The sequence below is a fragment of the Luteibacter sp. genome, assembly GCF_035539195.1.
Classification (GTDB): Bacteria; Pseudomonadota; Gammaproteobacteria; order Xanthomonadales; family Rhodanobacteraceae; genus Luteibacter.
In genome coordinates this window covers 1-23,536 of the sequence record NZ_DATLIW010000027.1, presented here as the reverse complement: position 1 = coordinate 23,536, position 23,536 = coordinate 1, and the positions used below count along the sequence as shown (strand labels likewise).

General features: G+C 64.2%; 19 protein-coding genes and 1 pseudogene. 15 read left to right on the top strand and 5 right to left on the bottom strand.

Annotation, left to right across the window (positions count from 1 at the left end):
- Positions 1-7: 7 nt before the first annotated feature.
- Positions 8-6,841: a neuraminidase-like domain-containing protein gene (locus tag VM621_RS07980; protein ID WP_325468435.1), complete on the bottom strand. Its 6,834-nt coding sequence runs from the start codon at positions 6,839-6,841 to the stop codon at positions 8-10.
- Between the two features lie 103 nt (positions 6,842-6,944).
- Between VM621_RS07980 and tgt the strand changes: the two genes are divergently transcribed.
- The 4 genes from tgt (at position 6,945) to secF (ending at position 11,479) form a co-directional block, all read left to right on the top strand.
- A complete protein-coding gene (gene tgt / locus VM621_RS07975) occupies positions 6,945-8,075 on the top strand; it encodes a tRNA guanosine(34) transglycosylase Tgt (protein WP_325468434.1) in 1,131 nt (376 codons plus the stop codon).
- Positions 8,076-8,220: 145 nt separating this feature from the next.
- Positions 8,221-8,568: a preprotein translocase subunit YajC gene (gene yajC / locus VM621_RS07970; protein ID WP_325468433.1), complete on the top strand. Its 348-nt coding sequence runs from the start codon at positions 8,221-8,223 to the stop codon at positions 8,566-8,568.
- Between the two features lie 61 nt (positions 8,569-8,629).
- Complete coding sequence (gene secD / locus VM621_RS07965) at positions 8,630-10,504, top strand: protein translocase subunit SecD (protein ID WP_325468432.1); 1,875 nt, start codon at positions 8,630-8,632, stop codon at positions 10,502-10,504.
- A gap of 12 nt (positions 10,505-10,516) precedes the next feature.
- On the top strand, positions 10,517-11,479 hold the full coding sequence (secF, locus tag VM621_RS07960; protein ID WP_325468431.1) for a protein translocase subunit SecF: 963 nt from the start codon (positions 10,517-10,519) through the stop codon (positions 11,477-11,479).
- A 133-nt stretch (positions 11,480-11,612) separates the two neighbouring features.
- On the opposite strand, the gene VM621_RS07955 is transcribed toward secF, so the two are convergent.
- On the bottom strand, positions 11,613-11,852 hold the full coding sequence (locus tag VM621_RS07955) for a hypothetical protein (RefSeq protein WP_325468430.1): 240 nt from the start codon (positions 11,850-11,852) through the stop codon (positions 11,613-11,615).
- Positions 11,853-12,055: 203 nt separating this feature from the next.
- Between VM621_RS07955 and VM621_RS07950 the strand changes: the two genes are divergently transcribed.
- Complete coding sequence (locus tag VM621_RS07950) at positions 12,056-12,403, top strand: hypothetical protein (protein ID WP_325468429.1); 348 nt, start codon at positions 12,056-12,058, stop codon at positions 12,401-12,403.
- A gap of 22 nt (positions 12,404-12,425) precedes the next feature.
- Here VM621_RS07950 and VM621_RS07945 read toward each other — a convergent pair whose 3' ends face one another.
- The gene (locus VM621_RS07945; protein ID WP_325468428.1) at positions 12,426-12,800 is read right to left on the bottom strand and encodes a response regulator; all 375 of its coding nucleotides are present in this window, start codon (positions 12,798-12,800) and stop codon (positions 12,426-12,428) included.
- 134 nt (positions 12,801-12,934) lie between these two features.
- Between VM621_RS07945 and VM621_RS07940 the strand changes: the two genes are divergently transcribed.
- The 5 genes and pseudogenes from VM621_RS07940 (at position 12,935) to VM621_RS07920 (ending at position 17,070) form a co-directional block, all read left to right on the top strand.
- Positions 12,935-14,248: an ATP-binding protein gene (locus tag VM621_RS07940; RefSeq protein WP_325468427.1), complete on the top strand. Its 1,314-nt coding sequence runs from the start codon at positions 12,935-12,937 to the stop codon at positions 14,246-14,248.
- Between the two features lie 80 nt (positions 14,249-14,328).
- Positions 14,329-15,183 (top strand): flagellar motor stator protein MotA, encoded by an 855-nt coding sequence (gene motA, locus VM621_RS07935; RefSeq protein WP_325468426.1) that lies wholly within the window; start codon positions 14,329-14,331, stop codon positions 15,181-15,183.
- A 6-nt stretch (positions 15,184-15,189) separates the two neighbouring features.
- The gene (motB, locus tag VM621_RS07930) at positions 15,190-16,200 is read left to right on the top strand and encodes a flagellar motor protein MotB (RefSeq protein WP_325468425.1); all 1,011 of its coding nucleotides are present in this window, start codon (positions 15,190-15,192) and stop codon (positions 16,198-16,200) included.
- 38 nt (positions 16,201-16,238) lie between these two features.
- Positions 16,239-16,760: pseudogene (locus VM621_RS07925) on the top strand (PQQ-dependent sugar dehydrogenase); the annotation flags it as partial.
- 82 nt (positions 16,761-16,842) lie between these two features.
- Positions 16,843-17,070 carry a hypothetical protein gene (locus VM621_RS07920; RefSeq protein ID WP_046966000.1) on the top strand — a complete coding sequence of 76 codons (228 nt, stop codon included), beginning with the start codon at positions 16,843-16,845 and terminating at the stop codon, positions 17,068-17,070.
- 11 nt (positions 17,071-17,081) lie between these two features.
- Here the strand turns inward: VM621_RS07920 and murU are convergent, their stop codons facing one another.
- Both murU and VM621_RS07910 read right to left on the bottom strand, forming a co-directional pair.
- Entirely contained in the window at positions 17,082-17,768 is a 687-nt protein-coding gene (murU, locus tag VM621_RS07915) for an N-acetylmuramate alpha-1-phosphate uridylyltransferase MurU (protein ID WP_325468424.1), read from the bottom strand.
- Positions 17,765-18,778: an aminoglycoside phosphotransferase family protein gene (locus VM621_RS07910; protein WP_325468423.1), complete on the bottom strand. Its 1,014-nt coding sequence runs from the start codon at positions 18,776-18,778 to the stop codon at positions 17,765-17,767. Before VM621_RS07910 ends, murU begins: the two co-directional genes overlap by 4 nt.
- Before the next feature lie 177 nt (positions 18,779-18,955).
- Between VM621_RS07910 and VM621_RS07905 the strand changes: the two genes are divergently transcribed.
- The 5 genes from VM621_RS07905 to VM621_RS07885 all read left to right on the top strand — a co-directional run bounded on the left by VM621_RS07905 (position 18,956) and on the right by VM621_RS07885 (position 23,231).
- Positions 18,956-20,530: a flavin monoamine oxidase family protein gene (locus VM621_RS07905; protein ID WP_414674512.1), complete on the top strand. Its 1,575-nt coding sequence runs from the start codon at positions 18,956-18,958 to the stop codon at positions 20,528-20,530.
- Positions 20,527-20,937 (top strand): cytochrome c, encoded by a 411-nt coding sequence (locus VM621_RS07900; RefSeq protein WP_325468421.1) that lies wholly within the window; start codon positions 20,527-20,529, stop codon positions 20,935-20,937. Before VM621_RS07905 ends, VM621_RS07900 begins: the two co-directional genes overlap by 4 nt.
- Before the next feature lies 1 nt (position 20,938).
- Positions 20,939-21,430: a RidA family protein gene (locus VM621_RS07895; RefSeq protein WP_325468420.1), complete on the top strand. Its 492-nt coding sequence runs from the start codon at positions 20,939-20,941 to the stop codon at positions 21,428-21,430.
- 78 nt (positions 21,431-21,508) lie between these two features.
- Positions 21,509-22,786: a nucleotide sugar dehydrogenase gene (locus VM621_RS07890; protein WP_325468419.1), complete on the top strand. Its 1,278-nt coding sequence runs from the start codon at positions 21,509-21,511 to the stop codon at positions 22,784-22,786.
- A gap of 223 nt (positions 22,787-23,009) precedes the next feature.
- Positions 23,010-23,231, top strand: coding sequence for a hypothetical protein (locus VM621_RS07885; protein WP_325468418.1), 222 nt, complete (start codon positions 23,010-23,012; stop codon positions 23,229-23,231).
- Positions 23,232-23,536 lie beyond the last annotated feature (305 nt).

Genomic DNA, 23,536 nt, shown 5'->3' with positions numbered 1-23,536 from the left:
AGCTTGATCAGGTTGGCCTGCTGAAGGACGCCGAGCCCCGCGTTGTACTCCTCCTCATAGTTGTGGAATACCTGCCGCCCATGTCGATCAGCTGCGCCACCGCTTCCTTGGCCGAAGGCAAGACGTACTTGAACCGATGCGGCGGAACGTCGATACGCGGGATACGCTTCGTGCCCGACAGCCTTCCCGTGCGCCAGTGGCCCAGCGAGGCGACGTCGTCGGCCGCATCGTACAGGTCGAGGTCCATCCGTTTGCCGTCGATGGTCAGGCCATGCCGGATATTGAACAGACGATTCTGCAGGAGGTCACGCGCGTCGGTCAGGGCCACGTTCACCGGAGGCAGGAAGTCCTTGCCGCTCGTTCCCGCCAGCGTCGGCAGGGCAGGAGAGGCCGCCGTCATCTGTTCGGGTAGCGGACCGATCAGGCGAAGGGCCTTCCGATAGCAGTTGGCCGCTTCGTTGATATCGTCGCGAGTGAGTTGACGATAGAAGTCGTCGCCTTGCTGCCGCCAGAAGTCGACCAGGAACAGGAACGCGGCCTTGCGATACCGTTCCGGTTCCGCATAGGCCAGATCGTCCACGTCGTCGGTCAGAACGTCCGCATCGACGGCCAGCGCCGCCTTCAGGTTGGCCAAGGGACGGCTATGCCAAAGGGGGGGTCTGAAGGTTCCGGGTGTACCCGTACTGTCATAGGGATCGAAAAGGTGTTGCGTACACCAGTCGAAGGCCTCCCGGTACTGCCGCGTGCTGCGCAGCTGCCATGCCACCAGCATCGGCATGTGGAAGAACAGCTCCCAGAAGTACAGTCCGTTGGCGCCATCGAAGTCCAGCATGCCATCGGGTTGACCAGGCTCCATGCGTGGCGAAGGAAGGACCTGGACCTCCCAGTCGAGTACGCTGCGCGCGGATTTCGTGGCGAGGGCGGCGAAGCGCATGCCTATCAGGGTGTTGAGGCGGACGGCGTCGCCCGGCAGCCGGTCCTTGGCATCCGCCGCCTTGGCATTGACTTCGGTGAGGTCGAGGTAGTGCACCTGATACCGGTTCTGCACCAGCCGCGCACTGGGGACCGCGTCGTCGACATGGCCGGCGCCTTTGCTCCAGCGCGAGGTCTTCTTCTCCACCAGGTTGTACTGCCGGGTGATCGAACCGATCGCCGCGGTATCGTCTTCGGAATAGACATCCAGCTGGAACGTGTACAGCGCCACATCGTTGTTGGCGGGAAACCTGATCGTGATGGCGCGCGAGGCGTCGCTACCGTCGAGAACGACATCGGTCTGGGCCAGGATGTTGTTCTCGACCTGGGTCGCCACCATGAAACGGGCATAGGTGTCCGGATAGTAGTGCTTGAGCTTCACCGCATTGCGGAAGGTCACGCCCGGTGGCGGCGTGATCGCGGTCGTGCTGAACCAGGCGGTTTCCCAGTCGATGTAGAAGTCGGCGACATCGTCCCGCTTTTCGTGCCTTGCACGACGGACGCAGTCCGACACATGGGTGTAGCCGCCAAATCGACACCCGGGGAGGTTTATTCTCTTGTAGAAATCGTCATTGTCCGTGGGCGGGTCGAATGCGAGCTGTGCACGGATAGCGGCGAAGTCCTTGGGCTTGTCCTGCGCGAACTTGCGCAGGCCGTCGAGTCCAAGCCTGGTCAGGACATGGTTGTCCTCGGTGGACAGGGTGATGTCCCTCACCTTCGATTGATCGATGCCGCCTCGAAGGACGAGGCGGGCTTTGCCGTTGGCTGGCGCATTAGGCGCCAGCACGATGTTCTCTTCGATGATAGATTGGCGAGGACCGGGTGAGGCGCGGTAAAAATAACCGACGCGCAGCGATACATTGAGCCCCTGCTCGGCGGTCAGCCTTTTCTTTGACGTAGCCAGCGTGCATACGGCCATGCGATCTTGGCCCGTAGGTCGCCTATTGGTGTCTGACTCGGGGAAGGTCAGATCGAGACGGGCAGATTCATCGGTCGACAACGAAGCGCCATTGATGACGTCGTAGTCTTTGAACCATTCGACGGTGAATTCTACATCCAGCAAATCGCTGTCTTGCGCGTTGTCGGGAATATCGGCTTTCGCGGTGATTCGGTACAGCTTGCTTGAGTCGCGGTAGCCGATGTACTCGAAGAGGCGAGCGGACGACGTATTTTTTTGGGTTAGCGTTATGTGGTACATGTGCAAGGAGCTGAGTAAGCCTTCACCACTTCCTTTGGTGCGCAGAAGATTGGCCTTGAGTGCCCGTGAGGCGGTCAGTCTCTCCTTAGGTACCCAGATCGAAATGGAAGATTTCCAGTCTTTTTTGGGTAGAGCCGCATTCGGTGCAGCTGGATTCCAGCTACTGCACTTCTTTCGATTCCATATGCAAATCTTGTAATCTGCCTCCCAACCGACTTCCATCACGTCATCCGGCGAAGTGAGCCACTCGAAGTCGATCTGTACATCGACAAATTCGTCGTCTTGCACCTTCTCACCGATGTCCGCCCTCGCGGTGACCCGAAATCGTTCACTGTCCCCCACGGGGCTGACATATTCGAGAAGCAGGTTGCCTGTGCCAACGGGCGCCGAGGGGGCGACAGTCCAGTTTCCATCGAACCCCGCACGAATCTCGATGAAGTCCTTGCCCTCGATCATCGAGGCGTCGAGAAGGCCTGCGCCGAGCTTGTCGACGGCCAGGCCGTAACGCGTACCCGCAAGGGCGGCGGCGGCTTCGTCCTTGACGGCATAAGGAACCAGTGCCTGCTCCTTCTCGACCAGATCCATGACCTTGCCGGCGTACTGGTGCTGTACGACGCGTGGGTCGCTGAACAGGGTCAGCCAATCGTTCCTGAGTGCGTCTTCGATGGGCACGATGTGTACGACGTGAGTCACCCCATGGTTGTCGATTTCTTCTCTGGATCGAATCGTTCCGTCGTCGTTTCTGTCGAGTTGCTTTTCTTCGAGAAGAAGTAGATCACGCGACGCGAAGTAGTAGTTCCTGTCGCGTTTCCACTGGATGTCTTTAACGCCAGCCTGGAAAAGAAGTACCGTCAACCAAGGATCGTGTTTTCGGTGTCCGCTGGTGTTGACCATCACGACCAGGCCCGGTGACCAATGCTTGGTCTTCAGATAGTAGTTATCGGTTGCGCCTTTCTTGTCGGCGTAGCACGTCTCCCCCTTGAAATCGAACTCCTCGATATAAGCGGCGGCTGTGGGGAAGGACTTGTCGAGGTTTCCGCTACCCTCGCGACCATTCAGCTCGATCAAGACGTTGGAGGGACCCCAGAGCCCATCGATCTGCTGATAGCAATAGCAGACGCGAAGGGCGAAGAAGGGACTGGTTTTCTGGTCCTTTCCAAGGGGCACGCCGGTCGTGTCGCGCTCCACCCAGACGACATAGCGGCGGCCGTCGATGACGACGGGACGGATCGTGTCGATGCGCTTACGCGGATCTTCGGCGATCGCCTGTTTCGTGGATGCCGGGATGTCGAATGCATTCACTGTGTCTTGCGACGGCAGCGGCGTCGTGGCGATCGTCCCATTGACGGGAAGCGAAATCGGCTCCCATGCGCTCCAGCCAAGCATGCTCGGTGCGCCGTCGGCGTCACGTACGGACATGTCGAGGGTGCGCCAGTAGTACTGTGCCGGCGACACGTTCGACTTGCCGATGAAGTGATAGGTGTCGTGGGCGGGGTCCACGCCATCGTGATACGCCGTGAGCGGCTGGATATTGCTGGTGGCTTCGAAGGAGGTCAGGTAGGCGAGGATGGCTGTCTGGATGTCCTCGCCACTGAACTTGCCCTGCGCAAGAAGGTTTTCGAGGTCCGCGTAGGCCGATGTCTTGCGGGGCCGGCGCGTGGGATCGATGCGATTCTCAGGGTAGTTCTTCAGTTGACGCAGCAGCTTCCAGCGGCCGTACTGACTTTGCGAGGCGTTCCAGGTGTCGCGCACGTCCTGGGTGATCGCCGGGTTGATGTCGTGGCCCGGCTCCAGCCCACTGAGCAGGCGATGGACATAGGTTTGCAGGCTCGCCATGGCGGACGCCACGCGGGAGGTGACCGGTTCACGGCCGACCATCACATCCAGCAGCAGATGGTCCGAGAGCGCTTCCGCATCGGTGACATGGGCGAGCGCGGGTTGGCTGGGTACCCAGGTTTCCAGCATCCATGCGACCAGCGCGTCGCGCCACCTTTCGCCATGGATGCCTTCCACCGCCGCGGCGTCCTCCTCGGAGCACGCGGCGACGAGTGCGGCGGCCGCGATTTCGAACGCGGCGTGATCGGTAGCGAACTTCAGTGTGTTGACGTCGAACAAGGCGTCGACCGACAGTCCGCTGGCGTGGGCCAGCTCCTGCAGGCGCATGACGAAGTCGATATCGCGAAGGTCTTCGACAGTGTCGGCGATGGTCTTGCTGTCGATGCGGCTGGCGATGGATGCCATGACGTCCTGCGACCCGCCGGTCAGGCGCGACAGCATCGCCGCGCACTGTTCGGAGGTGAGGCTGCGGTTTTCATGCACTTGCCGGAAGTAGTCGATGGCCTGGTCTTCGTCGCTGCCCTCGGGAAGCGCGGCCAGCCAGTCGGCGTAACGGCTCACCTGGTAGATCGTGGTGAAGTCCAGCGGACGCATGGCCCGGCCGTCTTCGCTGGCGAGGTTGAACCACGTCGGGTGGTCGACCATGGCCGTGAGGCCGGCCGCGCTGAGGCCGAAGAGCATGGCGACCGCGGCGTATCGCTCGAGGTCGTTCCACAAGCGAAGCTCGTCTGCCCCCAGGCAGTGCGTGACGTCCTTCGTCCCCTCCGGGGTGGTCACGGCGTCCGTCGATGCGCCAAGCGCTTGCAGCGAGGCGACGACGTCTCCGGTGGTTCGAGCGGTCCATCTCAGCAGCGGCAGCGCCAAGGCCAGATCCTTCAGCTGAAGGCCCTGCTGGATCGCGGCGCCGACGATATCGTCGTCGGCAAGGCGTTCCTCGTCGGGCGCGGCGAGGGCGGCGATGGCGCGGTGGGTGGCGTCGATCCAGCGCTTCGCCGGCTGCGTGGGCGCGGGCGCGAGCAGCGGCAGGCATAACGCGTCGATCCGGCGCTTGTGCTGAATCGCCCACTCGGCGGCGTTCATGACGATGGCGATGACGTCGAGGGCGTCCGTGCGTTGCTGAAGGACTTTCTTGCGTTCCGCCAACAGGACCTCGTCGATCATGTCGTCGAGGGCGAGCTCGAGGTCGTCGTCTCCCGTGGTCGAGATCGACCAGGCTTCGCCGACGTCGGTTGTCGTGGCATCCAGCGTGGGCACCCCGGCGAGCTGGCGGAGGATGTTGGGGTTTTCGCGATTGAGCGCGGTAATGAGTACCGGCGCTTCGCCGGTCTTGAGGCCGAACACACGGGGCAGCGCGATCAGGCGATAGCACGCCGAGACGACGGCGAGGCTGCGCGTGGCCGCGGTCAGGCATTGCGTCTCGACGACGCGTTCCAGCGCCCAGCGGACGGTCGCCTCGTCGGCCTTCAGTGCCTGGCTCAGCTGACGCACCGCGATAGCGTCGGCGCCGGCGGTCGCATACAGGTCGAACGTGCTGCCGTCGATGGTGAATACCGACTCGGAATCGCTTCGCGGCTCGATGCCGGAGGGATTGAACAGGGTGTCGTAGAACGACCTCTCCCGGCCATTCGAGGATGAGGGCATGTCGCCGATGAACGAGGCGAACTGCGATGCGGTGACCGAGTATTTTTCCCGCAGGTGTTGAAACAGGCCCAGTGCCCGAAGGGTGCTGTCGGTCATGTGCAGGCCCGTCGTCTGGCCTTCGGCACGCAGGGCCGTCGTCAACAGGACGTCGATATCGGCGAAGGAGAGCTTCGTCGCATGATGGACGCGCAGGACGCGAAGGATCCGGTCGACATGGCCTTCGGTGAGGCCTTCGATCCTGATCGGCTGGTTTTCGTCGTCGTCTTCATAGCGAAGATACAGGGCATCGCCACCGTCGTTGACGAATGCCGCACCGAAGGTGGCACTCGACACCGGTGCATCGTCGCCGGATACATAGGCGCTGCGCACGACCGCCGGCTGGCGATCCACGATCCCGCCTTCGGCGGCCTTGCCGGGCTGGTAGACCGCGAGCATCTGCCGCAGCTGCTTGCGGCTGAGCCCGAGGCGGCGCCGAAAGGTGTCGGCCACGGTCAGCTCGGCGAGGGTGCCGACGGTCCGTGAGCTGTCGCTCGCGGTGGATGGATCCGCCGTGAGGTGTGCCCGCATCTCGGGCGCAAATCCGTTGCTGAGCGTCATCGCGGCACGCAGCGAGGTCGAGGTCACGTTGCCGAAGGTGAAGTTCGGGTAGTCGGGATCGGACTTGCGAACGACGTCCCAGATCGTGAGCTTGCGCTGCGCGAGCACCGTCTTGACCTGCTCCCAGGCGAAGTGGAAAGGCAGGGAGGTCGGATAGGCCGCCTGCGCGATGGCTTCGTGCAGGGGCGTTTCCGCGCCCTCGGGTTGGCTTTCGCGGATCGTGTCTTCCAGGCGGTCGATCGCAAAGCGCAGCGCGGGGAAGGTCTGTTTCAACGACTGCTCGTCCATCGGCATGGCGCCGAGGTCCGGACGGCGCTGGTCGAGCGGATGGGCCTGGGACGCGTCGGCACCGGCCTCCAATGTCGTGGCCAGCACGAAAAGATCGTGAACGTAGGCGAGGGGGTTCGTGTTGTCGTTCAGGGCCCCCGGCTGCACCGTCTTGGGCCAGGCGAAAAGGCCGGTGTAGGTCGCGGCGTTACCCGCGCCGGTCGGCTGCGTGCGGGCCAGCTGCGTGCCGGTCGTCGTCGTGTCGTCGGTCATGTCGTCCTCCTTGAGAGCTTCCATGGCCTCGCCGGGGTGGGCGATGGCCTTGCGCATTCCATGCGTGGCTCATCCTAGGCCGATCGATCGGGTCGGGGCACTGGCCTTTAGTTGTAGGCGCCCTCGGGCGCGAGCGCGGCGGGGACGTTAGAATGGGTGGATGACCTCACTGAATTTCGACCTCCTCGCCGCCGACGGGGCCGCCCGGCGCGGCCGTCTCCGCTTTGGCCGCGGTACGGTGGAGACCCCCGCCTTCATGCCCGTCGGCACCTATGGCTCGGTGAAAGCCATGACCCCGCGCGACGTGCTCGATACCGGCGCGGAGATCATCCTCGGCAATACCTTCCACCTGTTCCTGCGTCCGGGCCTGGAGATCGTCGGCGAATTCGGCGGCCTGCATAAGTTCATCGGCTGGAACAAGCCGATCCTCACCGATTCGGGTGGTTTTCAGGTTTTCTCGCTGGCACATAAGCGCAAGATCACCGAAGAAGGCGTCACGTTCGCTTCTCCCGTGGATGGCTCGAAGGTGTTCCTTTCACCGGAGGAGTCGATGCGGATCCAGAAGGTGCTCGATTCCGATGTCGCCATGATCTTCGACGAGTGCACGCCGTATCCGGCCACCGAAAAGGTCGCTTCGGAGTCGATGGAACTCAGCCTGCGCTGGGCCGAGCGCTCGCGCCGGGCCTTCGACGACCTGAAGAATCCCAACGCCCTGTTCGGCATCGTCCAGGGTAGTACCTACGAAATCCTGCGCCACCGCTCGGCCGAACGCCTTGTCGAGATCGGCTTCGACGGCTACGCCGTCGGCGGTCTCGCCGTGGGTGAGCCGGAGGCCGAGCGCAACCATACGCTCGACCTCACGTTGCACAGGCTGCCCCGGGACCGCCCGCGCTACCTGATGGGGGTGGGACGCCCGGAGGACATCGTCGAAGCGGTGCGCCGCGGCATCGACATGTTCGACTGCGTCATGCCCACGCGTAACGCGCGTAACGGCTTCCTGTTCACGCGCGAAGGTACGTTGCGCATCCGTAACGCGAAGTTTTCGATGGATACGCGCGTGATCGAGGAAGATTGCGACTGCTACGCCTGCGCCAACGGGTTCAGTCGGGCCTACCTGCGCCACCTGGACCGTTGCAACGAGATCCTCGGCAGCCAGCTGGCGACGATGCACAACCTTCGCCATTACCAGCGGCTGATGGCCGGCCTGCGCTCGGCGATCGAGGCCGGCAGCCTGGACGATTTCGTCGCCGACTTCTATGCGGCGCGGCGCAAGGCCGGGGTCGACGGCTGACCCGGCGGCCTTGCGGCCGCTACACGGCGCCCCCACGCCTTGGCGGGGCGCGTACATAAGCACCGGGGTGCGTGGCATAATCCACGATCTTTTTACGTGAGCAGCCGCTTTTCCGTGGCTGTTCCATGACTTGCGAGAATTGACGATGAGCCTTCCGACCTTCGCCGCCATTGCACAGGCCACCGCTCCCGCCGCCGGGGCCACCCAGGGTGGGGCACTCGGCCTCTCGCCGCTGATCATGATGGCGGTGCTGTTCGGCATCTTCTATTTCATGATGATCCGCCCGCAGATGAAGCGTCAGAAAGAGCACCGCAACCTGCTGGCCGCCCTCGCCAAGGGCGACGAAGTGGTGATGGGCGGTGGTCTGGCCGGCCGCATCGAGGACGTGGGCGAGTCCTTCGTCCGCGTGGAGATCGCCCCGGGCACCGTCGTCCAGGTCCAGAAGGGCTCGATCACCCAGGTCCTGCCGAAGGGCAGCCTCAAGAAGTCCTGAGCTTTGTCTCAACGGCGTCAGCCGCGGCCGCTTGTGGCCGCTTTTCATGGAATGGCAAGGCATGAGTGATTTTCCACGCTGGAAATACGCGCTGGTCGTGATCGTGTTGCTGCTCGGCATCGTCTACGCGTTGCCGAACGTCTTCCCGCCGCAGCCGGCGGTGCAGATCTCGGGTAACCGTGGCGCGACGGTCGATTCGGCCTTGAAGGCCAAGGTCGAGGGCATTCTCGCCACGGCGAAGACGCCGGCTTCGGTGATCGACGTCGATGCGAAGACGAGCCGTCTGCTGGCCCGCTTCGCCACGGCGGACGCGCAGGCCAAGGCCTCGGACGCCCTGCGCACGACCCTCGGCGAAAACTACACGGTGGCGCTGAACCAGGCCTCGACCGTGCCGGCGTGGCTGCAGTCGATCAACGCCTTCTCGATGCCGCTCGGCCTCGATCTGCAGGGCGGCGTGCACTTCCTCATGGAAGTCGACCAGGGCGCGGTCGTCGATACGCAGGAAACCCGTTACGCCGACGACATCCGTGCGCTGCTCCGCGAGAAGAAGGTGTCGTACGACGCCGTCAACCGCAATGCGCGCGGGCAGGGCGTCAGCGTGGTACTGCGTAGCGATGCCGACCGCCAGAACGCCGCCACCCTGATCGCCACCGACTATCCGGACCTCACGGTCACGGACGGCGCGGCCACGGGCAATCGCTTCATCCTCAATGCGGTGATCAAGCCGGCCAAGCTGCGCGAGCTGTCGCAGAGCATGATCACGCAGAACCTGACCACGCTGCGCCAGCGCGTGAACGCCCTGGGCGTGTCCGAGCCGCTGATCCAGCAGCAGGGCGCCAACCAGATCGTGGTCGAACTCGCCGGCGTGCAGGATACCGCCGAGGCGAAGAAGATCATCGGTGCCGTGGCGACGCTGCAGTATCGCGCCGGTCTCTACACGCCGCAGCAGGCGATGGACGCCGCCCGTTCGGGCAGCGTGCCGCCGGATGCCAAGCTCTACTACGGCCGCGATGGCCGCCCGTACCTGCTCAGCAAGACCATCATCGCCACCGGTGACGAGCTCACCTCGGCGGTCTCCGGTCGCGACCAGCAGAACGGCTCGCCCAACGTCAGCGTCTCGCTGAACAGCGCCGGCGCCCGCAAGATGCAGGACTTCACCAACGGCAATGTCGGCAAGCCGATGGCCGTGCTCTACATCACGCGTACCACCGAAACCAAGATGGTCGACGGCAAGGAAGTGAAGACGCCCAAGACCACCGAAGAGGTGATCAACTACGCGAACATCAGCTCGCCCTTCGGCAAGCAGTTCTCGACCAATGGTCTGCCCAGCGATTCGGAAGCCTCCGAACTCGCCCTGCTGCTGCGCGGCGGCTCGCTGGCCGTGCCGATCGACATCGTCGGTGAGAGTGTGATCGGTCCCAGCCTCGGCGCGGACAACATCGACAAGGGCTTCAAGGCGGTGATGCTCGGCCTCGGCCTGGTGCTGGTGGCCGCGGCGATCTACTACAAGCTCTTCGGCCTCGTCGCCGATATCGCCCTGTTCTTCAACCTGGTGCTGCTCATCGCCGTGATGTCGATGATCCACGTGACCCTGACCATGCCCGGCATCGCGGGTATCGTGCTGACCCTCGGCATGGCGATCGATGCGAACGTGCTGATCTGCGAACGCATCCGTGAGGAACTGCGTAACGGTTCCTCGCCGCTGGCCGCGATCCGCACCGGCTACGACAAGGCCTGGGCGACGATTCTCGACGCCAACGTGACCCACCTGCTCGCCGCGCTCGGCCTGATGACCATGGGCTCCGGCCCGATCAAGGGCTTCGGTGTCACGCTCTTCATCGGTATCCTCACGTCGATGTTCACGTCGGTGACGGTCACTCATGCCATCACCGCGCTGATCCACGGCGGCCGCAAGCTCAAGACCCTGTCGGTCTGACGGGAGGAAGCCATGGAAATCTTCAATCACAATTCGAACTTCAACTTCCTCGGTCTGCGCCGTTTCAGCATCGGTCTGGGCATCCTGCTGATGATCGGCTCGATCGGCCTGATCCTCACCAAGGGCTTCAACTACGGCCAGGACTTCGTCGGCGGCGTGGCGGTCGAGGTCGAGTACCAGACCCCGATCGACCCGGCCGACGTCCGTTCGGCGCTGGAGAAATCCGGTCTCGAGAACCCGCTGGTCCAGGCCGTTGGCGGTACGCGCGACTTCACCATCCGCATGCAGCCCAAGGACGACAAGAACTCGGTCTCGCTGACCGGCGACGAAGCCGCCGCCAAGGTCGCCGGTGACGTCGTCGCCGCCCTCAAGGTGACCCGTCCGGACGTGATCCAGAAGAGCCGCTCCTTCGTCGGCCCCCAGGTCGGCGAAGAGCTGCGCAGCGACGGCGTCGTCGCCGTGGCCTTCGTCATCATCGGCATCATGGGCTACCTGTGGATCCGCTTCGAATGGCGCTTCGCCCTTGCGGCGCTGGCCACCGAAATCCACGACGTGCTGGTTACCCTGGGCATCTTCGCGATCACCCAGCGCGACTTCGACCTGACCGTGCTCGCCTCGGTCCTCGCCGTGGTCGGTTACTCGATCAACGACAAGGTGGTCGTGTTCGACCGCGTCCGCGAACTGTTCCGTGCCAGCCGCAATGCCACGCCTGAAGAGGTGTTGAACCGTTCGATCAACAGCACGCTGTCGCGAACCATCATCACCTCGCTGTTCACCGGCATCACCATGGCGGCGCTGTTCTTCATCGGCGGTCCGGTGGTCCACGGTTTCGCCATCACGATGCTGATCGGCATCCTGGTCGGCACGCTGTCCTCGATCTTCATCGCCAGCCCGATCCTGCTGTGGCTTGGCGTGTCGAAAAAGGACCTGATGCCGCGTAGCAAGGAAGACCCGGAGTTGGAGCGTCGTCCGTAAGTCCGTTGCGGGAGCCGGCTATGCCGGCGATGGGGTCGAGTCAACCTGGCTTTCGCCGCTGAAGCGGCTCCTACAAAAAAGAAGCCCGCCGTTTCCGGCGGGCTTCTTTTTTGGTCACATCCCGTCCCTGAGATCAGAAATCGTCCCTGTCCTCGGTGGCGCCTTCGGCGTCGTTGGCAAGCGTCAGCACGACGTAGGCGGAGCCCACGAGTGAAGCGCAAAGCCAGGCGTAGACCATCTGTATGGCTGTCTTCGGGATCGCTGCGGCGACCCTCGGTGCGAGAGCAAGGCCGATGATGCCGGCGATCGCGAGTACGGCCGATACGGTCCACGCAAGACGCCGGGAAGGCGACGTGGCGGTGATGACGTTCATGCTGCTGTTGCCCCTGTTTTCCCCTGTTTCGCGGCATTCGTGAAATCTGTGTGAGGCCGCTTGATGTAGGAAATACCCTACAAAATGTCGAGGAACAAGTGCCCATTAGCTGAATGACCTGGGCGAATCTTGCACCTTTGCCGAGGTACGGCACGCAAGGTCCCGCCTGGGCTAGAATTTCCACCCCCGAAGAGGTTCCACCCATGGCAGAACGCGAGTTTCCCGGTTTCACCCTGCGCAGCAGCGCGACCAAGGATGGCTCGCGATTCAAGGCGTTGCTCTCGTCGCATCCGGCGGGCAGGGGGTTTCCCAGCTACTTCACGGTCTACGACAACCGTAGCTTCCGGGACGAGGCGAGCGCGGCGGCCGCGGCGGAGAAGGCGCTTGGGCTGGTGCTCGGCGTGGAAGACGACGGCGCACCCATCTTCGCGGAAGGGGAGACAGGCTTCGACGACGACCTTCCCGGCGACGAGACGCCGGATGAGGACGTCGAGGACCATGACCGCGACGACGACGACGAAGACGACGAAGACGACCACGAGCGCCGGTGAGCCCCGTCGCGGCGGGCCCGGCTCAGTGCGCCATGGCGTCGCTGACCGCTTTCAGCAGGCTGCGACGGTCGTAGGGCTTGGCCAGGAAGGCGGCCGACGTGTTCATCTTGCCGAGCCTGTCCGAGGCATGCAGGGCGTCACCTGAAACGACCACGCAGCTCACCGCGCTACCCTGCCGGTGCAGTTCGCGGACGAGATCGATGCCGTCCATGTCGCCCGGCATGTTGACGTCGGTGAGCATCAGTTCCACCTCGGGGTGGTCGGCGAGCGTTGTCAGGGCCTCGTTGGCATTCATCGCGGTGAGTACGTCGTAGCCTTCCAGCTCCAGCACGTAGCTGGTGATGTCGAGCACATTGGGGTCGTCTTCCACGACCAGTACATGTCCCGTGGCGGTCATGGGTATTCCATGGAGGCGATGGCTGGCACTCTCCCCCTGCCTTCGTGGCGACGACGTGACAGATATGCCTTGACACGAAGGCATGCCGCGGCGCGTCATATCACGGCACACGGCTAGGGGAAGACGGGCGCGCCATGAGCAATGGGGACGGGCGATACAGGCAGTTTGTCGAGGCCTCCGCCGATTGCATGAAGGAGCTGGACCGCAACGGAGTCATCCGTTTCGTGGCCGGCCTCGGCTGCGCGGCGTTGGCACCCGAAGGGGTCGAGCGACTGCTGGGGACGCGCTGGCTCGACCTCTGGCCGGTGGAGGCACGCGACATGGTCGCCAGGGCCCTGGATCGGGCCGCGGGCGGAGAGCGCGTGGACTTCGTCAGCGCGCGGCAGACCTCGCTGGGCTCGTCCCGCTGGTGGGAAGTGACGGTCTCGCCCGTCGTCTGCAACGACACCCTCGACCACTTCATCGTGATGAGTCGCGATGTCACCGAACGCGTCGCCCTGCAGGCGGCACTCGAGGCGATCAACGAACTCCTGCAGGACCGGTTGAACGAGTCGGTCGCCCGGTCCGCCAGTGCCACGACGCAGTACGGCACTCTGCTCGAGCGTCTCGAATCCGAGCACGGCGCCCGCCGTGAGGCGGAGAGTTCGCTGGCCGGTGTCAGCGAACAGCTGGCCATGGCCAACCGTGCGCGCGACCTGGCCGAAGCCAGTGCGCGCCAGGCGCAGAAGCAGCAGGCGATCGGCCAGCTGGTCAGCGGCATCGCCCACGACTTCAACAACATGTTGCAGACGGTGATCGTCAGCCTGTCCGGCTTGCAGGACGACGTGGACGAACTCGCGCCTCGGCATCGGCGCATGCTTACTTATGCCGTCGAGGGGGCGCGTCACGCCACGGCGCTGACCCGGCGGCTGCTCGCCTTTGCGCGTAACCAGCAGGCCCGTCCCGAGCCTTTCGACCTGGGCGACCTGGTGGAAGGTTTTGCCGACTTCGCCCGTCACGGCATGAGCGGCCGCATCGCCATCGAAGTCTTCCGCCAGCCCGGGCCCCTGCCTGTATGGCTCGACCGCCACGGCCTCGAGCAGGCGCTGATGAATATCTGCCTCAATGCCCGTGACGCCATGGAGGGGATGGGCTCGATGGTGATCGAGGTGGGCGAGCGGATGGGCGGCGCCTCCACCGGCGAGGTGACACGCGAACGGGCGGCGACGCGACAGATTTTCGTCAGCGTGACGGATACCGGCGGAGGCATGGCCGACGACGTGCGGCAGCGCTTGTTCGAGCCGTATTTCACGACCAAGGAGGGTGGTTCGGGGCTGGGCCTGGCCCAGGTGTACGGCACCGTCGCCCAGGCGGGGGGCGGTATCGAGATCGAAAGCGAGGCCGGGGTCGGGACGCGTATCCGACTGGTGTTTCCGCGTTACCCCGAACCTCTCGAGCTGCCTGAGTGAAGCGTTCAGAAAACGTGACGAAGTTCCTCAATTTCTAGCCATGCCGGCCGATAAGAAAAGCGACTGGGAGGAAGTACGTCATGTTGGTCATCATCGGTTTTATCGTCGTCCTGGTCTCGGTGCTGGGTGGCTATGTGCTCTCGCACGGTTCGATCGGCGCCCTGTGGCAGCCGTACGAACTGCTGATCATCTTCGGCGCCGCCGTGGGTGCGTTCGTCAGCGCCAACTCGATCGACATCGTGAAGGGCGCGGGTCGCGATGCGATCGCCCTGTTCAAGGGCCCTCGCTACCGTAAGCAGGACTACATCGACCTGCTGTCCCTGCTCTATGACATCTTCACGAAGATGCGCAAGGAAGGGCAGCTCGGCATGGAGTCGCACATCGAGGACCCGGCCAACAGCAGCCTGTTCTCGGCCTATCCGCGCCTGATCGCGGAGCACCACCTCATCGATTTCATCACCGACTGCCTGCGCCTCATCGTCGGCGGCAGCATGGATCCGCACGAGCTCGAGCAGCTGCTCGACGTCGAGCTGGAAACGCATCATCACCAGGCGCTGGCGCCCGCCCTGGCCGTGCAGAAGATGGCCGACGCGCTGCCGGGCTTCGGTATCGTCGCCGCGGTGCTCGGCATCGTCATCACCATGAAGTCGATCGACGGCGACGCCGCGGTGATCGGCGAGCACATCGCCGGCGCCCTGGTGGGTACCTTCCTCGGCATCCTGCTGTCGTACGGATTCATCGGCCCGCTCTCCGCGGCGATGGAAGCGCGCGTGAGCACCGACGGCCGCGCCTTCGAGTGCGTGAAGGTCGGCCTGCTGGCCAACCTGCGTGGCTACAACCCGATGGTCTCGGTGGAGTTCGCCCGTAAGTCGTTGCAGACCACGTCGCGGCCGACCTTCCAGGACCTCGAAGCGCATCTGAAGAGCGCACGGTAAGTCCCGATGAGCGACCTGAAGCAAGTCATCATCGTCCGCAGGAAGAAGCGGGGTGGCCACGCCCACCACGGTGGCGCGTGGAAGGTCGCTTACGCCGACTTCGTCACGGCGATGATGGCGTTCTTCCTGGTCATGTGGCTGGTCGGTGCCGGCACCAAGCAGCAGCGCGCGGCGATCTCCGAATACTTCAAGAATCCCAGCATGACCCAGGGCCAGTCGACCATGGCGCCCTCGGGCAAGATCGGGCCCGGCGGTGCGAGCACCAGCATGATCAAGCTGGGCGGTGCGATGGACCTGCCCAAGGGTCCCGGCGACAACCAGGCGTTCGCCAAGCCCAGCGCCTCGGACATCGACAAACTGGCCAAGGAAAAGGAAAAGCGTCGGCTCGAGCAGCTGATGAAGGACCTGACCGAGGCGATCGCCAAAAGCCAGGCGATGGCCCCGTACAAGGATCAGCTGCTGATCGACATCACCTCGGAAGGCCTGCGAATCCAGATCGTCGACAAGCAGAACCGCCCGATGTTCGACCTCGGCAGCGGCGCGCTGAAACCGTATACCGTGCAGATCCTGCACGAGCTGGCTGGCTTCGTGAACCAGGTGCCGAACAAGATCAGCATCTCCGGCCATACCGACAATGCGCCGTATATCCGCGCGGACAGTGCCTATGGCAACTGGGAACTTTCCGCCGACCGCGCGAACGCGGCCCGTCGTACGCTCACTGAAGGCGGCATGCAGCCGGACAAGGTCGCGCGCGTCGTCGGCCTGGCCGCATCGGTGCCCTTCGACAAGGCCGACCCGTCGGCCGCGATCAATCGCCGCATCAGCATCGTGGTGATGACCAACGAAGCGGCCAGGGCCGCCCTCTCGACGGAAGTCGCGAACGAAGAGAAGACCATCTCGGCTCCAGGCGCGCCGCATTCGGCCGAAGCCGAGCATGTGAACGGTGGCGTTCCCGACGCGCCGGCGGCGGTCGGCAACGCCACGCCGGTGGCCGTGCAGGGCGCGCCGGGCGGCTGATCGCGCGAGGTCTTCACGTGCCGCATCCGGCGTGAGGTGGAATGGGTTGGCAGCCGCAAAGCCACGCGCTGTGGGTGGCCGTGAACGAGCGCGATGAGCTGGGTAGCGACCTGGTGCCCGATGGCATGACCGCCGTGAAGGAGGGCGGGTTCTACGGCTGGCCCTATAGCTGGTATGGCACGCATGTCGACGCGCGGGTGGTTCCGTCGCGGCCGGACATGGTCGCCAAGGCGATCGTTCCGGACTATGCGCTCGGTGCCCACACCGCGTCGCTGGGTCTCGCCTTCTATGCGGGCGGTGGCCTGTTGCCGGATCGCTACGCCAATGGCGCGTTCGTCGGGCAGCACGGTTCGTGGAATCGTCGTCCGTTCAGTGGGTACAAGGTGGTGTTCGTTCCCTTCGCGAATGGACGTCCATCCGGCATGCCGGAGGATGTTCTCGGCGGGTTCCTCGGCGCCACCGGCGAAGCCTATGGACGACCGGTTGGCGTGGCCATCGACGGACGAGGCGCCTTGCTGGTCGCGGACGATGTCGGCAACGCCATCTGGCGCGTCGCGCCAGCTACTTCATCCGGAAATCCGGGTCACTTGCAACCGCCACCTTCCCCGGTCAGTATCGGGGTACAGGGGAAGGAAAAGCGCAATGGAAAATCACAGTAAGTTCAGAGTGGTGGCCAAGGCGGTGAAGTATCACGACGACGGCGGTGGGCAGGTTTATCGGTCGAGTTACCGGATCCTGGACCACGTCGGCGAAGAGATCGAAACCAACACCGGCACCAACGATTTCGACGACATCACCAGTGCCTTCAACGAAGCGTTCGCGATGGGTCATGAGCGCCTGCGTGCACTGAGCACCGAAACGATCCAGTAAGTACGACCTGATCACGCACGTCGGGAATCCAGGGTTTCGCGCAGTTCGTCGAGCTGCGCTGGTGTCCCGACGTTGCGCCAGAAACCGTCGTATTTCTCACCGGAGAGCCGGCCTGCCGCCATGGCGCGCCGGTACATCGGCAGCAGCTTGAAGCGCCCCGCGATCTCGTCCTCGACGATCTCGCGCCGGTAAACGCCAACGTTGCCGAACGTCAGGCGCTGTGCGCCCGCCGGCCCGTCTCCCTCGTATAGCCGTCCATTCCATAGCGCGAAATCACCCTGCGGGTGGAAGTCGGGATTGTCGACCATCACCAGGTGGGCGACGCCCTCCGGTTCGCGTGGCAGGGCGGCATAGTCGATGTCGCTCCAGATATCCGCACTGACCACGATGAACGGCTCGGGGCCGAGCAGGGGCAGGGCCTTGTGCATGCCGCCACCGGTTTCCAGTGGAGTCGGCCCCTCGTACGAATAGCGGATGCGCACGCCCCAGCGCGAACCGTCTCCCAGCGTCTCGGGAAACTGTCCGGCGAGATGCGAGGTGTTGATGACGATGTAGCGCACGTCGGCGGCGACGAGTTTTTCGATGTGATGGACGATCAGCGGTTTACCGTGCACGTCGAGCAGGGGCTTCGGGGTGTACGTGGTGAGCGGGCGCATGCGCTCGCCCAGGCCAGCGGCGAGGATCAGTGCGTGCCTCATGCCGTCACCGGGATACGGATGTCACGCTGGCCGATCTTCGCTTCGATCAGGTCGGCCAGGGGCGCGACATCGGCATGCCGGCGCGCGGTGTCGAGCACGTAGCGCAACACGCGGGGCAGGTCGTCGAGGTAAGCCGGCTTGCCGTCGCGATAGCAGAGACGGCAGAACAGTCCCAGGATCTTGATATGGCGCTGCAGGCCGGTGAGATCGAACCAGCGACGGAAGCGGTCGGTGTCGATCTTCTCCTCCAATAGCCGGGCGTCGAGCAGACGAAGCCGATACGCTTCGACCCAGCCTTCCACCCGTTCGTTGTCCCAGACGATATAGGCATCGCGAAGCAGCGAAGCGAGGTCGTAAGTGATCGGCCCGGACATCGCGCCCTGGAAGTCGATCACCCCCGGGGAGCGTTCGGCGGTCACCAGCAGGTTGCGGCTGTGGAAATCGCGGTGCATGAATGCGCGCGGCTGCTCGGCGATGGTGTGCATGATGGCGGTGAATGCATTTTCGACGACGTCCCATTCGCCGCATTCGAGCGTGACGCCAAGATGCCGTTCCAGCAGCCATGCCGGCATGATTTCCATTTCCATGGTCTGCCATGCGTGATCGAAGGCGGGAAGGCCTTCCGTGCCGACATGCATCTGCATGCGGAGCAGGGCATCGAGGGCATCGCCGTACAGGGCATCGACCGTGGTGTCGTCGAGCTCCGGCAGGTAGGTTCGCGTGCCGAGGTCTTCGATCAGGAGGAAGCCTTGCGCGAGGTCGGCGACCATGACGGTCGGCACATGCAGGCCGGCGTCCGCCAGGCGCTTGCCGATGGCCACCCAGGGCGCGGGGTCTTCCTTGTCCGGCGGCGAGTCCATCACGATGACGGGTTGACCGTCGACATAACCGCGCCAGTAGCTGCGGAAGCTCGCGTCGGCCGATGCGCTTTCCAGTGTGAGTCGGGGTTGGCCCGTGGCGTGACGTGCCCAGGCGAGGCGGGCGGCGGAACGGTCTTGGGTGACGTTCATAGGGGGCTCGGGAGAACAGTGCTGCCGAGCAGCTTAGAGTGTTTGCGCGGGCCTGTCATAGCACTCGTTTGGTGCATGACGATGGCAGTTGTTGTGCAGTGCGACGTGTGGTTATCTTGAGTCGACGGGGCCGTAATCGGGGAAGGGTGGATGGAAGACGACTGTAAGTCCGCGTCCATGACGCGTCGCGATCTGCTGCGGATGATCGGCGTCGCTGGGGGCGGCGCGCTGATGTATCAGGCGATGAACAACCTTGGCTTCGCCGCCGAATCGCCGTATCGGCGGGCGTCGGGTCTGCAGGGAACAGGCAGGGGAACCGTGCTGATCCTCGGTGCGGGGCTGGCTGGACTGGTCGCCGCGTATGAGTTGGGCAAAGCGGGCTACAAGGTCCAGGTGCTCGAGTACAACGCGCGTGCCGGCGGTCGTAACTGGACACTGCGCGGCGGCGACGAATACACCGAGCTTGGCGGACACAAGCAGGTCTGCGCGTTCGACAAGGGCCTGTATTTCAATCCTGGCCCCTGGCGCATTCCTTACCATCATCATGGCGTGCTCGATTACTGCCGGCAGTTCGGCATTCCGCTCGAGCCCTTCGTGCAGGTCAATCACAACGCGTACCTGCATAGCCCCGACGCTTATGGCGGCAAGCCGCAGCGGTTGCGTGAAGTGCAGGCCGACCTCAACGGCGGCGTGACCGAGTTGCTCGCGAAGGCGAGCGGCAAGGGTCGACTCGACGATATGGTGAGCAAGGAAGATCGCGAGATCCTGCTCGAGGCCCTGCGCGAGATCGGCGGCCTCGACAAGGACTTCCGCTACGTGGAGGGCCGTGCAAGCAGCGAGCGACGCGGCTTTGCGAAGCACGCGGGCGGCGGCGCCGACGGCAAGCCGGTATTCTCGAAACCGAACGCCTTGGCCGAGGTGCTCCAGGCACGGCTCTGGGCGGGGTTGGGGACCAACGAACAGCAGGAATACCAGACCACGCTCATGCAGCCGGTTGGCGGCATGGACGCCATTTCGAAGGCGTTTGTCGAGCGCATCGGCCACGTCGTGACCTACGACGCGAAGGTCACGGCGATCGCCCAGGACGAGCACGGCGTCACCGTGACGTATGAAGACGCCCGATCCGCCGGACAGCCCCGGCAGGCAAAGGCGGACTGGTGCGTGTGTACGATCCCGTTGTCCATCCTCAGTCAGATTCCCATCCAGGTCTCGGCAGCCAAGGCCGCGGCGATCTCGGCGGTGCCGTACTGGGCCTCTTCGAAGATCGGCCTGCAGTTCGATCGCCGCTTCTGGGAGGAAGACGAGGCCATCTACGGAGGCATCACCAGCACCGCCTTGCCAATCGGCATGATCTCGTACCCGAGCCATGGATTCGGTACGAAGAAGGGCGTCCTGCTCGGCTCCTACACGTTCTCGACCGAGGCCTTCGAGTTCACGGCGCTCACGCCGGCCGAGCGCGTGCGCGAGGCCGTCGCGCAGGGCGCGACGATCCACCCGCAATACACCAGGTCGTTCGAGAACGGCATGGCCGTGGCATGGCATCGTTCGCCCTTCACCCTCGGTTGCTTCGGCGGCTGGAACGATGCGAGCCGCGCCAAGCACTACGCGGATATCTGCTCGATGGATGGGCGCATCGTGCTCGCCGGTGAGCACGCGTCGTACCTGCCGGCCTGGCAGGAGGGGGCGATCCTGTCTTCGTTGTCGGCGATCGATGCCCTGCATGCGCGCGCGGTCGCGGGAGGTCGCTCATGAAGCCCATCCTGCCGACTCTCGCCTTGCTCGCTTTCGGAGCCGCGCATGCGCAAAGCAACGATGCCGCCTTCATCGCCGAGAAGGATATTCCGCACGCCACGGGCGAGCAGATATTCACCCACATCTGCCAGGGCTGCCACATGTCCGACGGCAAGGGCGCGGTCGGTGCCGGCCATTACCCGGCGCTGGCGAACAACCCCAAGCTCGCCGCCGCGACTTATCCCGTCGTGATGGTCGTCAACGGACGCGGCGCGATGCCGTCGTTCGGCAGCGGCTTGTCCGATGCGCAGATCGCCGATGTCGTGAACTACGTCCGTACGCACTTCGGCAATGCCTACACCGACACCCTGAAGCCGGAAGACGTCACGTCGTTCCATCCTGCCAAGCCGCCCGAGGAGGGCATGTGACATGTTGAAGAGATTGATCTTCGCTCCCTTGCTGCTCATCGCCGCCATGCCCGGGTCCGCCGCCGACGTCGTCCGCCACAAGATTCCGAACAGCACGTTCCCGATCTCGGCCGCGGTGGAAGTGCCCGCGGGCAAGACCCTGGTCTTCCTCAGCGGCGCCGTCCCCCCGGTCGCGGACACCGCCGCGCCGAAGGACACCCCGGCCGCCTATGGCGACACCCGCACCCAGACGATCGGCGTGCTGACCTCGATCGACAAGCAGCTCAAGGGCATGGGGCTGTCGCTGGGCGATGTGGTCAAGATGCAGGTGTTCCTGGTCGGCGATCCGGCGAAGGGTGGCAAGATGGACTTCGCCGGTTTCATGGCGGGCTACACGCAGTTCTTCGGCACCCCGGCCCAGCCGAACCTGCCGTCGCGCTCGGCGATGCAGGTGGCAGGGCTGGCGAGCCCCAATTTCCTGGTCGAGATCGAGGTCACCGCGGTCCGCCCCTGAGACCGTCTGCCGGGGTGGTGGTACTAAGCCGCCGCTCCGGCGTGTACGCTTCGCTTCTTTTGGACGCCCGGGCGCCCCATGGCTCTTACTCCTGATCCACGGATCGGCATCATCGGTCTCGGTTACGTCGGATTGCCCCTCGCCGTCGAGTTCGGCCGGCACTTCGATACGCTGGGTTTCGATATCGACCCGGCCCGGCTCGAGCAGCTTCGTTCGGGCCGCGACCACACGATGGAAGTCACCGCCGAGGCGCTCTCCGCTGCCGCCGGCCTGCGTTACAGCGGCGACATCGCCGACCTGGCCGATCGCAACGTGTATATCGTCACCGTGCCCACGCCGATCGACGAGGCCCAGCGGCCGGATCTGGAGCCGCTGGAGAAGGCCTGCCGCATGCTCGGCGGCGTCATTCGCCATGGCGACCTGGTGATCTTCGAGTCCACGGTCTACCCCGGGACCACCGAAGAGATCTGCGTGCCGATCCTGGAAGCCGGCTCGGGCCTGGTCTTCAATGTGGATTTCCATTGTGGCTACAGTCCCGAACGCATCAACCCGGGCGACCACGCCCGTCGCGTCGTCGACATCCGCAAGCTCACCTCGGGGTCCACCCCCGAGGCGGCCGAGCGTGTGGACGCGCTGTATCGCACGATCATCCGCGCGGGCACGCACAAGACCTCGTCGATCCGCATTGCCGAGTCGGCCAAGGTCATCGAGAACGTGCAGCGCGACGTCAATATCGCCCTGGTCAACGAACTTGCCCTGATCTTCAACCGGTTGGGCATCGATACCGGCGAAGTGCTCGAGGCGGCCGGGACGAAGTGGAACTTCCTGCCGTTCCGGCCGGGGCTCGTGGGCGGCCATTGCATCGGTGTCGATCCGTACTACCTCACGCACAAGGCGGAAGTGACCGGTTACCACCCGGAGCTGATCCTTGCCGCACGCCGTATCAACAGCCGCATGGGCACTTACGTGGCCGATCGCGTGATCCGCCTGATGAGCGAGCGTCGCCTGCATATCGTCGATGCGCGTGTGCTGGTGCTCGGTTTCGCCTTCAAGGAAAACTGTCCCGACCTGCGCAACACGCGCGTGATCGATATCGTGCGCGACCTGAAACAGTCGATGGCGCACGTGGACGTCTACGACCCCTGGGTGGACAACGAGGAGTGCGTCCGCGAATACGGTGTACGCACGATCGAAGCGATCGAGGACGGTGTCTACGACGCAGTGATCGTCGCCGTCGCGCACGATGCCTTCCGCGCTTTCGGGCCGGAAACGATCCGTGGATTCGGCAAGCGCGGCGCGGTCGTCTACGACGTAAAGTCCGTGCTCCCCCAGGACAGCGTCGACGGACGCCTGTAATCCACCACGGCCCGTGTGACGAAGGTGCTCCTGCAAATGAGCCGATTCATCGGCGAAGGGTGCTCGCGAACGATCCACGAAGGAGCGTGCTCGGAGGGCGCAAGAACTTGCGTCCCTTCGCCTTTCGGCGACCTTTCTGAACGCCGGCGTGGCGCGTTTTCCGCAAGTATTGACTCACCCGCCCGGAACGGCGACGTTGGTGTCCCCACAGAGGAGACCAGCCATGATCAACACAGCCGGAAGCAGCACGCACCGCCGCTCGCGAGTTCTCGCACTTCTGGTGGTCGGCGCCGCATTCATGGCGCCGCTGGCCGCCAACGCCGACGATCACCACCCGCCGCACCATCCGGTTCACCATCGTCACCAGGTCTGCCATAACGCGCGCGTGTCCGACCACCACGGTCACTATCACAACGCTCGCCAGTGTCATTGGGTCAATCGCTGATTTTCCGAGCGAATGAAAAAAAGAGCTGGCGTATCGCCGGCTTTTTTTTGGTTCTTCGCGGACTACCGGGGGCGGGTGCTGGGCATGCCGGGCTTTCGTTCGCATCGCGCGCATGGCTCGCCTTCGGCCTCGCGGGCTCGGCTGCGCCGTCGCTTTGTACACTTGGGCGTTTCGCGGGGAGACCTTGGCGCCCACCCTCGCTGCTCAGACAGGTCCTCCGCGTTCGGTGCGGAAGGCCGCTGCGCGGCCTATTTATCTATCTGGCCTACGGCCGCTCACTTGTGCGGAACTCGCCTCGAGGGTGG

Coding starts and splice junctions, on each gene's coding strand:
- VM621_RS07980 (WP_325468435.1), bottom strand. CDS start 6,841: ATGCGCAAGGCCATCGCCCACCCCGGCGAGGCCATGGAAGCTCTCAAG.
- tgt (WP_325468434.1), top strand. CDS start 6,945: ATGACCTCACTGAATTTCGACCTCCTCGCCGCCGACGGGGCCGCCCGG.
- yajC (WP_325468433.1), top strand. CDS start 8,221: ATGAGCCTTCCGACCTTCGCCGCCATTGCACAGGCCACCGCTCCCGCC.
- secD (WP_325468432.1), top strand. CDS start 8,630: ATGAGTGATTTTCCACGCTGGAAATACGCGCTGGTCGTGATCGTGTTG.
- secF (WP_325468431.1), top strand. CDS start 10,517: ATGGAAATCTTCAATCACAATTCGAACTTCAACTTCCTCGGTCTGCGC.
- VM621_RS07955 (WP_325468430.1), bottom strand. CDS start 11,852: ATGAACGTCATCACCGCCACGTCGCCTTCCCGGCGTCTTGCGTGGACC.
- VM621_RS07950 (WP_325468429.1), top strand. CDS start 12,056: ATGGCAGAACGCGAGTTTCCCGGTTTCACCCTGCGCAGCAGCGCGACC.
- VM621_RS07945 (WP_325468428.1), bottom strand. CDS start 12,800: ATGACCGCCACGGGACATGTACTGGTCGTGGAAGACGACCCCAATGTG.
- VM621_RS07940 (WP_325468427.1), top strand. CDS start 12,935: ATGAGCAATGGGGACGGGCGATACAGGCAGTTTGTCGAGGCCTCCGCC.
- motA (WP_325468426.1), top strand. CDS start 14,329: ATGTTGGTCATCATCGGTTTTATCGTCGTCCTGGTCTCGGTGCTGGGT.
- motB (WP_325468425.1), top strand. CDS start 15,190: ATGAGCGACCTGAAGCAAGTCATCATCGTCCGCAGGAAGAAGCGGGGT.
- VM621_RS07920 (WP_046966000.1), top strand. CDS start 16,843: ATGGAAAATCACAGTAAGTTCAGAGTGGTGGCCAAGGCGGTGAAGTAT.
- murU (WP_325468424.1), bottom strand. CDS start 17,768: ATGAGGCACGCACTGATCCTCGCCGCTGGCCTGGGCGAGCGCATGCGC.
- VM621_RS07910 (WP_325468423.1), bottom strand. CDS start 18,778: ATGAACGTCACCCAAGACCGTTCCGCCGCCCGCCTCGCCTGGGCACGT.
- VM621_RS07905 (WP_414674512.1), top strand. CDS start 18,956: ATGACGCGTCGCGATCTGCTGCGGATGATCGGCGTCGCTGGGGGCGGC.
- VM621_RS07900 (WP_325468421.1), top strand. CDS start 20,527: ATGAAGCCCATCCTGCCGACTCTCGCCTTGCTCGCTTTCGGAGCCGCG.
- VM621_RS07895 (WP_325468420.1), top strand. CDS start 20,939: ATGTTGAAGAGATTGATCTTCGCTCCCTTGCTGCTCATCGCCGCCATG.
- VM621_RS07890 (WP_325468419.1), top strand. CDS start 21,509: ATGGCTCTTACTCCTGATCCACGGATCGGCATCATCGGTCTCGGTTAC.
- VM621_RS07885 (WP_325468418.1), top strand. CDS start 23,010: ATGATCAACACAGCCGGAAGCAGCACGCACCGCCGCTCGCGAGTTCTC.